This window comes from Corallincola spongiicola, from assembly GCF_004284785.1.
Taxonomy (GTDB): domain Bacteria; phylum Pseudomonadota; class Gammaproteobacteria; order Enterobacterales; family Neiellaceae; genus Corallincola; species Corallincola holothuriorum.
The window spans coordinates 113,536-126,254 of record NZ_SHLY01000006.1 but is presented as its reverse complement, the minus strand read 5'-3'; the positions used below and the strand labels follow the sequence as shown (position 1 = coordinate 126,254).

Annotated in this window: 13 protein-coding genes, 1 other RNA gene and 1 pseudogene; 10 read left to right on the top strand and 5 right to left on the bottom strand. The window is 47.0% G+C overall.

All coding sequences use genetic code 11. From position 1 onward, the window contains the following. Window positions 1-1,671, top strand: a complete 1,671-nt coding sequence (gene recN, locus EXY25_RS15360; RefSeq protein WP_130567518.1) for a DNA repair protein RecN — start codon at window positions 1-3, stop codon at window positions 1,669-1,671. Between the two features lie 82 nt (window positions 1,672-1,753). Further along, window positions 1,754-2,110 (top strand): outer membrane protein assembly factor BamE, encoded by a 357-nt coding sequence (gene bamE, locus EXY25_RS15355; RefSeq protein ID WP_130567516.1) that lies wholly within the window; start codon window positions 1,754-1,756, stop codon window positions 2,108-2,110. A 47-nt stretch (window positions 2,111-2,157) separates the two neighbouring features. On the opposite strand, the gene EXY25_RS15350 is transcribed toward bamE, so the two are convergent. Together EXY25_RS15350 and EXY25_RS15345 are read right to left on the bottom strand one after the other, a co-directional pair. Beyond that, complete coding sequence (locus EXY25_RS15350; protein WP_130567514.1) at window positions 2,158-2,517, bottom strand: RnfH family protein; 360 nt, start codon at window positions 2,515-2,517, stop codon at window positions 2,158-2,160. Then, on the bottom strand, window positions 2,507-2,941 hold the full coding sequence (locus EXY25_RS15345) for an SRPBCC family protein (RefSeq protein ID WP_114338888.1): 435 nt from the start codon (window positions 2,939-2,941) through the stop codon (window positions 2,507-2,509). The genes EXY25_RS15350 and EXY25_RS15345 overlap by 11 nt, the downstream gene beginning before the upstream one ends. 111 nt (window positions 2,942-3,052) lie before the next feature. Between EXY25_RS15345 and smpB the strand changes: the two genes are divergently transcribed. Next, window positions 3,053-3,529 carry an SsrA-binding protein SmpB gene (smpB, locus tag EXY25_RS15340; RefSeq protein WP_114339046.1) on the top strand — a complete coding sequence of 159 codons (477 nt, stop codon included), beginning with the start codon at window positions 3,053-3,055 and terminating at the stop codon, window positions 3,527-3,529. Here smpB and EXY25_RS15335 read toward each other — a convergent pair. Beyond that, the gene (locus tag EXY25_RS15335) at window positions 3,526-5,586 is read right to left on the bottom strand and encodes a putative bifunctional diguanylate cyclase/phosphodiesterase (protein WP_130567512.1); all 2,061 of its coding nucleotides are present in this window, start codon (window positions 5,584-5,586) and stop codon (window positions 3,526-3,528) included. The genes smpB and EXY25_RS15335 overlap by 4 nt on opposite strands. A 211-nt stretch (window positions 5,587-5,797) precedes the next feature. Here EXY25_RS15335 and ssrA point away from each other — a divergent pair. The 4 genes from ssrA to EXY25_RS15315 all read left to right on the top strand — a co-directional run bounded on the left by ssrA (window position 5,798) and on the right by EXY25_RS15315 (window position 8,610). Then, window positions 5,798-6,155: a transfer-messenger RNA gene (gene ssrA, locus EXY25_RS15330) on the top strand. A gap of 216 nt (window positions 6,156-6,371) precedes the next feature. Further along, window positions 6,372-6,812: a hypothetical protein gene (locus tag EXY25_RS15325; protein ID WP_130567511.1), complete on the top strand. Its 441-nt coding sequence runs from the start codon at window positions 6,372-6,374 to the stop codon at window positions 6,810-6,812. Window positions 6,813-6,976: 164 nt separating this feature from the next. Then, entirely contained in the window at window positions 6,977-7,507 is a 531-nt protein-coding gene (locus tag EXY25_RS15320) for a hypothetical protein (RefSeq protein ID WP_114338885.1), read from the top strand. Window positions 7,508-7,530: 23 nt separating this feature from the next. Beyond that, the gene (locus tag EXY25_RS15315) at window positions 7,531-8,610 is read left to right on the top strand and encodes a hypothetical protein (protein ID WP_130567509.1); all 1,080 of its coding nucleotides are present in this window, start codon (window positions 7,531-7,533) and stop codon (window positions 8,608-8,610) included. A 117-nt stretch (window positions 8,611-8,727) separates the two neighbouring features. Here EXY25_RS15315 and EXY25_RS15310 read toward each other — a convergent pair. Continuing rightward, window positions 8,728-8,943 (bottom strand): annotated as a pseudogene (locus EXY25_RS15310) (DUF4172 domain-containing protein); the annotation flags it as partial. A gap of 395 nt (window positions 8,944-9,338) precedes the next feature. Continuing rightward, window positions 9,339-9,875 (bottom strand): hypothetical protein, encoded by a 537-nt coding sequence (locus EXY25_RS15305; RefSeq protein ID WP_130567506.1) that lies wholly within the window; start codon window positions 9,873-9,875, stop codon window positions 9,339-9,341. A gap of 318 nt (window positions 9,876-10,193) precedes the next feature. On the opposite strand from EXY25_RS15305, the gene EXY25_RS15300 reads away from it, so the two are divergent. The 3 genes from EXY25_RS15300 (at window position 10,194) to EXY25_RS15290 (ending at window position 12,663) form a co-directional block, all read left to right on the top strand. Beyond that, window positions 10,194-10,607, top strand: coding sequence for a hypothetical protein (locus EXY25_RS15300; RefSeq protein ID WP_130567504.1), 414 nt, complete (start codon window positions 10,194-10,196; stop codon window positions 10,605-10,607). A 772-nt stretch (window positions 10,608-11,379) separates the two neighbouring features. Continuing rightward, window positions 11,380-11,790: a hypothetical protein gene (locus tag EXY25_RS15295; protein ID WP_130567502.1), complete on the top strand. Its 411-nt coding sequence runs from the start codon at window positions 11,380-11,382 to the stop codon at window positions 11,788-11,790. 150 nt (window positions 11,791-11,940) lie between these two features. Then, a complete protein-coding gene (locus EXY25_RS15290) occupies window positions 11,941-12,663 on the top strand; it encodes a hypothetical protein (RefSeq protein ID WP_130567500.1) in 723 nt (240 codons plus the stop codon). The last annotated feature ends 56 nt before the right edge of the window (window positions 12,664-12,719 follow it).

The window sequence follows — 12,719 nt, the reverse complement described above, 5'->3', positions numbered from 1 at the left end:
ATGCTGCAGCAACTTACTATCAACAATTTCGCCATTGTCAGCCATACCGACGTTGAACTTAAGTCAGGTATGACAACCATCACAGGTGAAACCGGGGCGGGTAAATCTATCGCCATTGACGCGCTGGGATTATGCCTAGGGGATAGAGCGGATGCCTCAGCCGTTAGACCTGGTGCAAAAAAGAGTGATATCTCGGCACGCTTTGGGTTGACTAAGAACACGGCAGTACATGAATGGCTGGAACAACATGATCTAGACGCCGATGACAACGAATGCATCATTCGTCGCGTCATCAGCGCAGAAGGCCGCTCTCGTAGCTACATAAATGGTCAGCCGGTGCCGCTACAGCAGCTGAAACAACTCGCTCCCATGCTAGTAAGCATCCACGGCCAACATGCCCACCAAACCTTGCTAAAAAGCGACCAACAAAGGTTGCTTCTGGATCGATTTGCTGGCCATCACAGTAAATTGGATACAGTGGCAGCGAGTTATCAACTGTGGAAAAAATTAGGTAAGCAGATCCATACGTTACTGGAATCACAACTACAACGTGAATCAAGACGCCAGCTTCTGCAGTACCAGGTCGATGAGTTGGATCAGTTTGCGCTCGAAGAGGGTGAGTACGAGCAGATCGAACAGGATCATAAACGCCTGTTTAATGGCCAAAGTTTACTTGATGGCGCCAACAACGCAGCCCATCTGTTAAGCGAAGATGAACAGGTCAACGCCTGCCAATTAGTCAGGCAAGTTCTCAATCAAATCATTGAACTCAGTGAAACAGATCAAAAATTAGCGCCGGTAGTGAGCCTACTAAACGACGCGCAAATACAATTGGAGGAAGCAAGTCATGAACTTAATGCCTACAGTGAAAGCATCGAATTGGACCCGTCGCAACTGCAACAACTGGACGAACGCTTGTCGGCCGCGCTGCAGTTGGCACGCAAGCACCAAGTCAACCCCAACCACCTCCCGCAACAGCATAAAGAGTTAGTTGAAGAGCTTGCCGAATTAACTGGCGCTGATGACCAGTTAGAAGCGCTCCAACAGGAGCAGCAGATCGCCTGGCAAGAGTATTGTGATGAGAGTGACGTGTTGCATCAACTTCGCTTAACTGCGGCAGCACAGCTGTCGGAGCAAGTGACACTGGCCATACGGGAACTAAACATGCCCAAAGGATTGTTTAGTGTCGAATGTGTCTCTTTGAAAAACGACAAAGCAGCGGTTCATGGTAGAGATGAGATCCAGTTTCTAGTCAGTACTAACCCTGGTCAACAACCACAACCTTTATCAAAAGTCGCCTCTGGCGGTGAACTGTCAAGAATAAGCTTAGCGCTGCAAGTACTCACTTCAAACCAGCAAGCCACACCCACCTTGATTTTTGATGAAGTCGACGTCGGTATTAGTGGTCAAACCGCAGCTATCGTAGGCAAGCTTCTGCGTAAGCTTGGCGAAGAGTGCCAAGTGATGTGCGTCACGCACCTCCCTCAAGTGGCAGCATGTGGTCACCAACAGCTCAATGTCGCTAAGTTCAGTGATGACGAAATGACAGATACCAATATACATTGGCTGGCCGACGATCAACGCATCAACGAACTAGCCAGAATGCTAGGCGGCGACACAATAACTGAGCACACCCGGGCGAATGCACAAGAGTTATTGCTCACAGCATGACAAGGCAAACACGGGTTTAACTTTCCCTGTGTCGCCAGCTTGGTTATCATGCCCAGCAGATTTTGATAAGAGAAAGTACTCCATGCGGTTTAGGAACCTGTTGTTTGCTCTGTTAATCATGCCACTGGCCGGTTGTGCCTGGTTGAGCGAATTTGTTTACAAAGTCGATATCCCTCAAGGCAACTATATCGACGAGCAGCAAGTAGAAAAATTGCGTTTGGGTATGACCAAAGAGCAAGTGCGCTTTGTACTCGGCACCCCAATGGTGAAAAACAGCTTCAGAGACACCACTTGGTATTATGTCTATCGACTAAAAACAGGTAAGGGTGTGGAGTACAACAAACGTCTGATCGCCAACTTCGACGCGGAAGACAAACTGATCGCAGTCGAAGGTGATTACGAGCTGGGCGAAGAGTTTGAAACGCCAATTGACAGTTAAGCTCTGTTTTAATGCGCGCTAGCAATCGCATCAGGAAAGAGGCTGACTTATTCAGCCTCTTTTTTTTGCCGCCGATTAGGCTGCGGACGTCCGCCAGTCACCTTATCTGCCCGCCCTTCGCGTTTAGCGCGCTCAGCTCGTAGCTTACGCACCTCTTTCGGGTCGGCGATCAACGGACGATATATTTCTATCCGATCGCCTTCTTTAAGTGTGTCACCCAGCTTTGCTGCCTTATTCCAGATCCCGACTTTGTTTTCCTGCAAATCAATTTCAGGATAGATACTGATAATATCCGACTGCCTAATAGCACTTTCAACGCTACAAGAGCTTTCGACATCAAGTGCGATCAGCGATTGACGGTCAGGAAGCCCGTAAACAACCTCAACACGAATAAGTTCAGCTGCCATAAACATCCTTCGCTCGAGCCACAAATGCATCCACCATATTTGATGCCATCTGATTAAATAACTTACCAAATGCCAATTCGACCAACTTACCTGAGAACTCAAATTCTAGAGAAAAACTGATTTTACAAGCCTCCTCATCCAACGGCATAAAGTACCAGTTTCCTACCAGTTGCCGAAAAGGACCATCAACCAGTTGCATCTCGATACGCTCGGCATGGGCAAGCTGATTACGTGTAGTAAACCATTTATTCACTCCCGCTTTCGCGATCTGAACAGAGGCCAACATCTGCAACTCAGAAGCCTCATGCACTTTGGCATCACCGCAGCCCGGCAAAAAGTTGGCATAAGACTCAACATCATTAACCAAGCTATACATCTGTGCAGCGCTGTAACCAACCAGTGCTGAACGTTGGATCTGTGGCATAACATCACTCACTTACTTCGATGGCGTAAATCATAACAAAAATGCGCAGTGTCTGTTATTCCTGATAATCACCATATACAGCGCTGGCTTAATTCGTATAATGTCGCCGCTATGGCAAAGAAAAAACCTAAACAGACTAGTTCCACCATCGCGCAAAACAAACGCGCCCGTCATGACTATTTTATTGAAGATAAGATAGAGGCCGGCCTTTGTTTGCAGGGATGGGAAGTGAAAAGCCTCCGTCAGGGCAAAGCAAATATCGCTGAAGCCTATATCTATCTCAAAGATGGAGAGGCTTTTCTGTCCGGCGCCACATTCACGCCACTACAGGCCGCATCGACCCATGTCATTGCGGATCCAACGCGAACTCGCAAATTACTGCTTAACCGCCGCCAACTAGACAACTTGTTCGGCCGTGTTAACCGCGAAGGCTTCACCATTCTACCGCTCGCTCTATACTGGAAACAGGCTTGGGTGAAACTGGAGATCGGTGTAGGTAAAGGTAAGAAGCAACATGACAAGCGAGCAGACGTGAAGAATAAGGATTGGTCACGACAAAAAGATCGGATCATGAAAAACGCTCGCTAAAGCATCCCCTCTTTTTCAGACCATACGCCGGTACCACTATTGGCTACTTGGCTCAGTCGCTTGTTGAAAAGAGTATGATTCAGCCGCTTCGAGGTTTGTGGGCGGCTGATTAAAAAGCCTTGAATATACTGACATTTCATCGATTTTAGCAGTTCCAGTTCTTCCGCAGTCTCTACCCCTTCCGCCACAATAGTCAGATCTAACTCTTTAGCTAGCGCGACAATGGAAGCGAGGATCCGCCGATATTTCTTGCCTGATGATGCTTTGTTAACAAAACTACGATCAATTTTCAGTACATCGATAGGCAACGACGCCAACGAACTCAACGATGAATAGCCGGTACCAAAATCATCAATGGCGACTTTGACTCCCATCTGCCGCAAGGCATCAATCTGCGCAATAATGTCCCCTGTTGCTTCCATCAGATAAGACTCGGTAATCTCTATCATCAAGCAACTGGGTGGCAACTTAGTTTTCTGCAACGCCTGCTCGACCCACTCTCGCAAAGCTAACTGCTTCAGTTGTACGCTCGAGACATTAACCGAAACACGCGCTTTCCTAAGGCCTGCGCGATTCCACTGCTCCATCTGCTGCATCGCCTCATAAAGCACGTAATCGCCCAGAGGCAGGATCTGCCGAGTCTCTTCAGCGATAGGAATAAACTCACCCGGCGATATTTGACCTTCGTGGGGGTGATGCCAACGCAATAGCGCTTCAAAGTAAGCTATCTGGTTACTGGCTATTTCAATAATGGGTTGAAACTCTAGAGAAAATTCAGAGTCATTAACCGCTCGGCGGATCTCATTGCTGAGATAATGCTGACGCCTTACTTCGCGCCCCATCTCTGGTAAATAAACACGAAAAGTCCCCTTACCATCACTCTTTGCTTTATACATGGCGACATCAGCCATCTGCAGTAAGTTCTCAGGTGACTGCCCATCTTGTGGGTAAACGGCAATGCCTATACTGGCGCTGATATTGACGCGATGTTCGCCGAAGCGAAACTCTTGTTCAAGCAGCTCAATGATTCGCGCAGACACCTGCTCAGCTTCTTCCAACACCTGAATATTGCTGAGGATAACGGTAAATTCGTCGCCCCCTAAGCGCGCTAATGTCCGCTGAAAAGCAGGTGTTTCCCCCGCGGTCAGCGAGATGGTGTCACTGCTACGGGTTGCGGCATTAAGGCGGTTAGCGACTTCAACAAGCAAGCCATCCCCGACGCTATGACCGAAAGTATCATTCACTTGCTTAAAGCCATCAAGATCGATAAATAGCAATGCAAGCTTCTGTTTACCTTCGTCGGCTTGCAGGATCGCTTTCTCCAATGCCAATTGAAACTGCTGACGGTTAGCCAACCCGGTTAACTTGTCCGCAAGATGCGCGGCGTTAACCGCTTCATTTTGCAACTCTAACTTAGAAGATAATTTCTTTACCGCAGTCTCAATGACGGTGGCAGTATCGTTATTCAAACGAAACTGACTGCTTAGCCCCGCTTGTTTTGCTGCTAAAGATGCTAAAGCACGGGCTTGCCTGCTCAGCTTGCTCCGCTGACGATACATAGCAAAGGTAATAAAAAATGGCAGTAGCACCACCATAACCGCAAAACTTCGGATCACACCATGCGTTGCAGGGATCTGTTGCGAAATCAGAATAGAAAGGTCGCCAGACAGCACGGCACCAGGCTCATTGGCCAACGGAACATAAAGGGTTGCATCGGGTGTCCAATAGATGCCAGAAAAATAGGGGGGCGCATAAAAATCGACGATATGATTTAGCCAAGCCTGCCAAAAGATGGCACTCCCTTTATCAACGTACTCCGTCGCCGATAACCGCCCCTCTGGCGTATCAAACGCAGAAACGACAGACAAACCATAGTTGAGCTGTATATCTTGCGGAAGCGAAGAGACACCTGATAACTGGTGCGCTTGCTGCTGGAAATCTGCCAGTACGAGTTCACCGACATAAGCGGCCCAAATGGCAAACGCAAGTCCACCGCTAAGCAGCAAGGTTTTTAAAAATATGCGAAAAGAAAGATCTCGCCCTGAATGCAACGCCACTACCTACTCCCTGTATATGCGATACGGACGTAAAGCCTAACTGATTGAAGCAAAAGGAACTCTACTGTCCTTAGTCAACTTGGCATTCAAATCAGAAATACAACCAAGGCTATATTCTAAACTACTGACGAAAATAGACATAGAGTTACATTAAATTTACCTGTACACAGCAGGTGACTCAGCCGCACAGGCAATGTTACACTAACCGCCTGGGGCCGATTCAGGATTCGACGGGAATTGTGAAACCCTAGGTGCATGTCGTGGGGCGGTTGGCCACGTAAAAAGCCGCAAAAAAATAGTCGCAAACGACGAAAACTACGCACTAGCAGCTTAATAACCTGCATAGAGCCCTTCCCCCTTAGTTCTCCTGTGGACTTTGGATCCGGAAGGTCACCCCACACAGGATCGCGTGGCGTCCCGGCCTGGGGATTAAGCGCTAAAACTAATCAGGCACGCCTGTAGAAGCCTGCCACTCGGCGTCTAACAGGTTACTAAATGAGCTGGCTAAGCATGTAGTACCGACGGCGTAATATTTTCGGACGGGGGTTCAAATCCCCCCGGCTCCACCAACTACGTAGTAAAAAGCCCTGAATTTTCAGGGCTTTTTTGTTTTCAGACCGACAGAGATACCGTCTGAAAACCACCTCACATCTAACGCATTTCTAACGCGGCGGATGAGCACCCATGAGCCTTTACCAATGACCAGCGATAAACTTAAAGATGAACTGCATTAAAATGCAGCGCTCAGCAACCCGCCCATCCATCGTTTGTAAATAGGTTCTGATATGAATCCAAGGTATTTACCTCATGCAGTCTTAAGTATTGAATTGGCCTGTACTGCAGTGACAGGCTGCAGCGAATCTGAAACGCTGGAGGTGTTTTCCTGCGATAACAGCATCTGCTTTACCGCCCCGCCGTTAAGCCAAACCAAGTACTACGTTCATAGCGGCGGCATCAGCAGATCCGACTGCGACAACGACTGTATATATTGGGAAGTGCTAACCCCCGGCGATGACAACGCCATCAATTACCAGAACCAAGGCGAGATAAAGTATGGTCAATCGTTTGAACATATTCAGGTAACGACGCCACCCCGCGCCCTTAAGCAAGGCCGCTACAATGTCTCCTTCAACATTGGCTATGCCAGTTCACTAAACGGAAAACGAGGCGCACGGTTCTCAGCGACATTCACTGTTGATGGGAATGGTAACCTGACGGGCAGTTAGAGCCATGCCGTCTTCAGGGGCTACCCCAGAACGGCGAGGAGGTGTCTAACTTCCTGGTGGTGATTCAAAAATCTCGCTATTCATGTACTGATGAATACTAGAAAAATTACGTTGTAACTAAATAAAAAAGTAGCTAAAGTTCTGCTGTCATGGAGGACAAACAGATGAAACTAAAAAGCTGCGTCACGCCTTTTCTATTAGCAGTTGTTGTAATCTTCAACGCAGGATGCGACTCCCCCCATCAAGGCGATTCTATTGCCGCACCCGACACGCGTTTTTCTGCTGAAGTTCCACCTAATTGGGAGCTGATAGGTGATGGACCATCCGAATTAGATTCTCGAAGAATCACTTACCTCACCGAAGATGCGAGCTTGGTGACAATAGACCTTTTTGTCAAATCAACCGAGAGTATCAACATCTATGGCTTCCTGAAGTACCACATGGAAAGTGCCGTGCCTGAATCTAAGCGAAAAGACTTAACCGTAACGCAAGGTGAAGTTCAACGGAAAGAAGGGTTTGGGCTCTATGTTGAGGTTAAATCGCCGCAAGCACTAGAGTACGAGTATTACGCGGAAATCGTAGAGGTATCACTTGGTTCCGCGAGTGCATTCATAACGCTTCATTGCCCCTTGGATGAAAAATCTGCTCATTTAGACAGTTTTAATAGGCTAGTAAAGACAGCATCATATAAGTAGCCCAAAATCAGAAGGATCTGAATATGAACCATGACGGAAATTTGGTTAGCTCATTAGGAGTTAAGCTCTACGTAGAGGGCTTTAACGCCATCCCGACTTCGAATATTAAGCACATGGAAAATGATGCTTTCTATAATACAAAGTGGGAACAATGTAAGTTTGGATGCCACACTCCATCGTACCGACGAATAGGACCATCAAGCTCATATGATGTCGCGCTGAACGAAGTTGAAAAGAAGTCCAAACTTCTTGCCGGTCTTATTGATGGAATATATACAGAAGGGTTTGCTCAACCTCGAAACATTGGATTAGGAATTGAAAGAACTGCCGAAGGGCTTGGCTTACTGGGGGAAGATAGTTTCAACCAGGTTGGTGCCGAAAACCTTGTCGTATTTGACGGTGTTGCAGCCCTTTTTAAGAAGGCGATGGAAACCGACTATGCTTCAATCATAAACCCGATCGCGCAATGCGTTTCAACTGTCGTAAGTTCATATATCAACTTAATACCCAAAGAGATCCTCGAAAAGGCCATCCGATCCGAAGCCCTTAGGATATCAGGTGAAGTTAATACAACCTTCATTTTGTCAGCAGCACAGTTAGGTATTCTCAGCCCTCCTAATCCAGCCACTCTGTCACAAGCCCAAAGCCTTTTAAGTGGAACGAGTGGTAAGATTATTGGCAAACGAATTGGAGTAAAGGTAACTGAAGCGGTTGTCTCAATTATCGTCTACAAGATATCTGTGAAGATTCTAAAATCTCCAGACCTAAATCGAAAAGTTAAACGCACTTTTTCCAGCTTACGCAAGGCTGGCAAGGGAAAACTGGCGACAGTGCTGTTATTGCTTCTTAAAGGTAACGGAACATTAGGATACGCCGCCAAATCAAGCAGAAAACTACAACAAGACTGCCCAAGGCTATGGCGACTGATGCGATACGACCTGAAAGGAATCGATATGATGCTGTTTTTAGTCTCAGGTTATCTCGAAGAATACATAGACAGAATTAAGCTAATGGAAACAGATCCCATGATGTTTATCAGCCTAATGAATGCACTTTCAAAGTCAGGAAAAACCAGCGAAATTTTCTTACCCAAAAAAATATAGAAAATCGCCAGTTCTCACCATAAACATGTAAATACTATATCTTTACTAGCTCAAGTTTGGGTTAGTAAAGATTAGCTGCTGTTACCACGGTTCACCCGATAACTGAAAAAAATCACCCTACTCAATCAGCTTAGTTTGATATCGAGTACTGCGGCCGCCCCCAGCCAGCTTCTCAATCGCGCCTTTATCTCGTAACTCGGTCAGATGCCGCGTTGCAGTCGCTTTACTCACCTTCACGACTTTTTGATACTGGCTGGCATTAATGGCATTTTCAAAGCCTTTTTCGCCACCATCGAACAACCGGTTTAACACCTTTGCTTGTGCGGGATGGAGCCCTGATGCTCTGAATGGTTGTCAAAAGCGGGTTTTGACAATTGTTAGTTAAATCGCCAATAAAGAGGAATCTAAGGCGTCTTTCAGCGTATCCAAAACCATTCAACCTCGCAGAGGTATACTTTAGCAACACAAGACACAGGCGTTTCGCAAAGACGAATTGTATGAATTTTCAAATAGCTAAGAACTCGGCTCAACCGAACCACATAGTGATGAGATAACGTCGGAGCCTGCAACGACGGCCCGCAGGGAAAACGGCAACGCCGCGAATCAATCTCTCCGCCCCTCGGAATAGCTAATGTAGAATTCAAAGCTATGGCCTGCTCACTTTCGAATACAAGAAATAAGCTCGTGTTTAGGGCAACATGAGTGGCTACCCTTTTTTGTAGCTCGTCTTAGCCTTTCTGCTCACCACCAGTCAACTCCGGGTCACGGTCTCTGTCGAACATTTTCGATGGCTCGGCAGCTTTACAACGTGCAACCGCCTGTTTCAATTCTCGATCTGCCTTCTTGAGCATACTGCCAGCAACAGCTTCCAAACCTAATAGCGCCAATAAGCCAATAGCTAGCTCCAGAAAGACGGGTTGCCAGGCACCGGATGAAAAATAGGATAACGCAAAGAAAATTAGCATTGCAGCAACGCTGCACACCTCAAATAGCCAACCTTGTCGCGTAGAAGCATATATGAACAACGGAGAAACAATAAAAAACAGCATGATGGCAGACAGCTCTATGAAAAAACTCTCAAGCCACGACTCAGACGTACTGAGAAAGATCCCTACAACCGCCACTATCAATATGCTTGTCAACGTGGCGTAAAGAAAGACCATGAAACAGCCTGAAGTGAAAACATCATGGGCCCCGGCCATCGCTTCCATATCTTTCTCCGCTTCATGTCGAAGTAGAGAGTCGTAAGATTCATCAGTTTGCATGCTTCAGCCCTTAGCGTATCGAAGTTGACAATACGTTGAGGCCACATACGCGCCTTAAAGCAAAACCATTAAGCCATGCACCCCAATCGCATCTAGCATAGTCAATCTAGCTTACTCCTTCGTTAAACAGTTTTAACGGAGCAAGTGTGAACTCAGCGAATCAATGCTAACAAGACTGCGACACACTTCCTCAACAACAACTGAAACTCATACAACACTATTCGTACTGAGGTCTGAGTAGAGGAAAGTTCTTGCACTCAAGCAGGAATTTGAGAAGATCCAGCTCCCTATAGAACACACCATAATCAAGGAAGAGATATGGGACTCGTCATTTTACCGTTACTACTGATCTGGTTAATTGCCACGGGATACTCGCTTCACCTTTGGTATACAGCAACTTACTCCGAGCATTCTATTCTTTATGCGTTACTGGCACTTATGTTGGGGACAGCGCTCGCCATCGGCTATTCATGGTTAGGATTACAAAGCTTCAAATCCAAGGAGTCCATTTGGGCTTTTGAAATCTTGTTCTTTTTCATGTGGAATAAGTACAGCATTGCCGCTTTTCTTCTTGCTGCCAGTTATCCTTTATGGAAACACACACAATTTGCGATCCCACACGCAGGCGCTCTTTGCTTCCTCATAGCATTTTCATTATCCCTGGGCACACTGATAGGTAGCTTCCAATCAGAGAGTTTTGTTGAAGAGCACGAAATACGCGTAACGCATTAGTACGCAGCTGAAACGACAAAGGCCCCCATAAGGAGGCCCTTTTTTGTTTGGCTTTCGGCAGGTGCTATTTACTTCTCGACTTTTAAGTGGGCTCGCTTCTGCGCTTTGTCGATAGCCGCATCTTCTGCTGCAGATTTTTCAGGTGTAAGTTTTTCACCTTTAGTGGGCCCGCTATGTAGCCATCTTCCTCGAAGCCCTCAGGTTTTTCAGCATTAAAGAGCTGATCCGAAAATGGTTTGACTCTCTTGAGTAACCACTCCCTGAATTCAGGAGTTCCCGGTTTGGGTCTGGTCTCGTCATTCATTGTATAAGTCCACCCTTGCCTACAAGTCTAGCCACAAGTGAGTAGGTACGTTGCTGGCTCTACCACGATACAAAGTGAAACCAAAACTTTGATAGAACCGAACCAAATTATCATTCAAAGGGCGCATTATTCGGAGTTGCTTTGCACCAATCGAATCAGCATATGTAAGAAAAGCAGTGATTGATATGTTCGTCACTTCTCCTCTCAACAAGTTATGCAAAGGCGATCGCTCAATGACATCTAGTCGCATCTTATCGCCGGTGAAAGTAGGTTTGCCAATGCTACGCCCACAAAGCTGCCCGGTACTCCATATAGCTAGGTCAAACTGTTTCCGATGCCTGAACTTATAGCCCCACCAGCCAACTTCTCATATGACTAGATTTCACCGAGTCACTTTATACCGTTTCTTCTCTGCACATCGACTAGGCTAAACAGCAACAACTACTTTCCGGCGGAACGGAGTCGATCATGTACAAGTGCAAACACTTTCAGATCCATGAATTGGTGCCTAAATCGGTTTTTAACAAGCGCGGTGAAAAAGCGTGGCAGCTGCTGGATGACAGGCTCTTAATTACCCTTGATAGGCTCAGGGAGAAGTTTGGTTCGATGACAGTAAACAACTACTACTGGCAGGGCGATCGCGAATGGAGCGGTTTAAGAACCAGTGATAGTCCCTATTACAGCCCTTTTAGTCAGCACAGCTTTGGTCGGGCAGCGGATTGCCTGTTTCAGGATCATGATGCTGAAAGCATACGCCAACAGATCTTAGCCGCTCCGGGGCAACACGAATTCGAGCTAATAGGCAGCATCGAACTGGATGTATCCTGGTTGCACTTCGACGTCAGAAACTGCGACAGGATAATGACCTACAAACCATAGTCCGGCGAACAGATCCGCTGAATTTGGCCATCACAAACCGACAAACATACAACTCAGTTCTACACTTTAAGTGAGGCGCTCTGCGGAATTGCTGCAACCAGCGTCGTGATGAAAGTTGGATTCTCGTCTGTTACATAGGAGGGAGATCTAATGGCTGATGGGAATAGAGATAAACTCACCCCCCACTCTGATAGCAATGAGCTGCCATGGCGGCTCTACACCATAGTGGCAATCATAGTACTCGGCGCCATCGCTGCTTTTCATTGGGGTTACTCCGATGTCGAACTTCTGTCAGTTAACCCCGAGTTAGTTGAAAAAGGCGGTGATATCTTTCTTAAGTATCTATTTATTGTGGTGGCTGTCGAACGAGCTGCGGCAGTATTTGTAAGCAACTACCGCAACCGTAAAGTCGCCGATTGGACACTCAGAATATCCCGAATTAAGGAGACGCTCGCCGACGATGAGCAACACGTTAATGTACTGAAGATGGTGTTTGAGCGGGAGATACAAGTGGCCAGAAAGGTCTTAGATAAAGGGATGTTTGGCCTACTGATCGCGCCGGATGACAACGCGGATGAATACCGAGCAGCCCTGCTCTGCCTGAAGCACAGTTACGAGTTCTCCCTTGCCAGGCATCAATCCACCTGCAATCGGGATGTCACCTTCTTTGTCTTTATTTCAGGCATCGTGCTCGCCTCGCTTGGGCTCAGTATACTGGCGGATATCCTGTCCAATATCTCTGAAATCAGTGGCGTTCACGGTAACTTGGTCAGGTTCGCCGATGTGCTGATCACTGGCGGCTTACTAGGCGGCGGCAGTGCTGGGCTAAATTTCGCTTCAACTCGATTTGCCGAACTGATGAAGAAAAATTAGTCACTAGTAACTCCAGTAAAAAAGCCCTTTGTTTTATCAAAGGGCTTTCGTTGTGA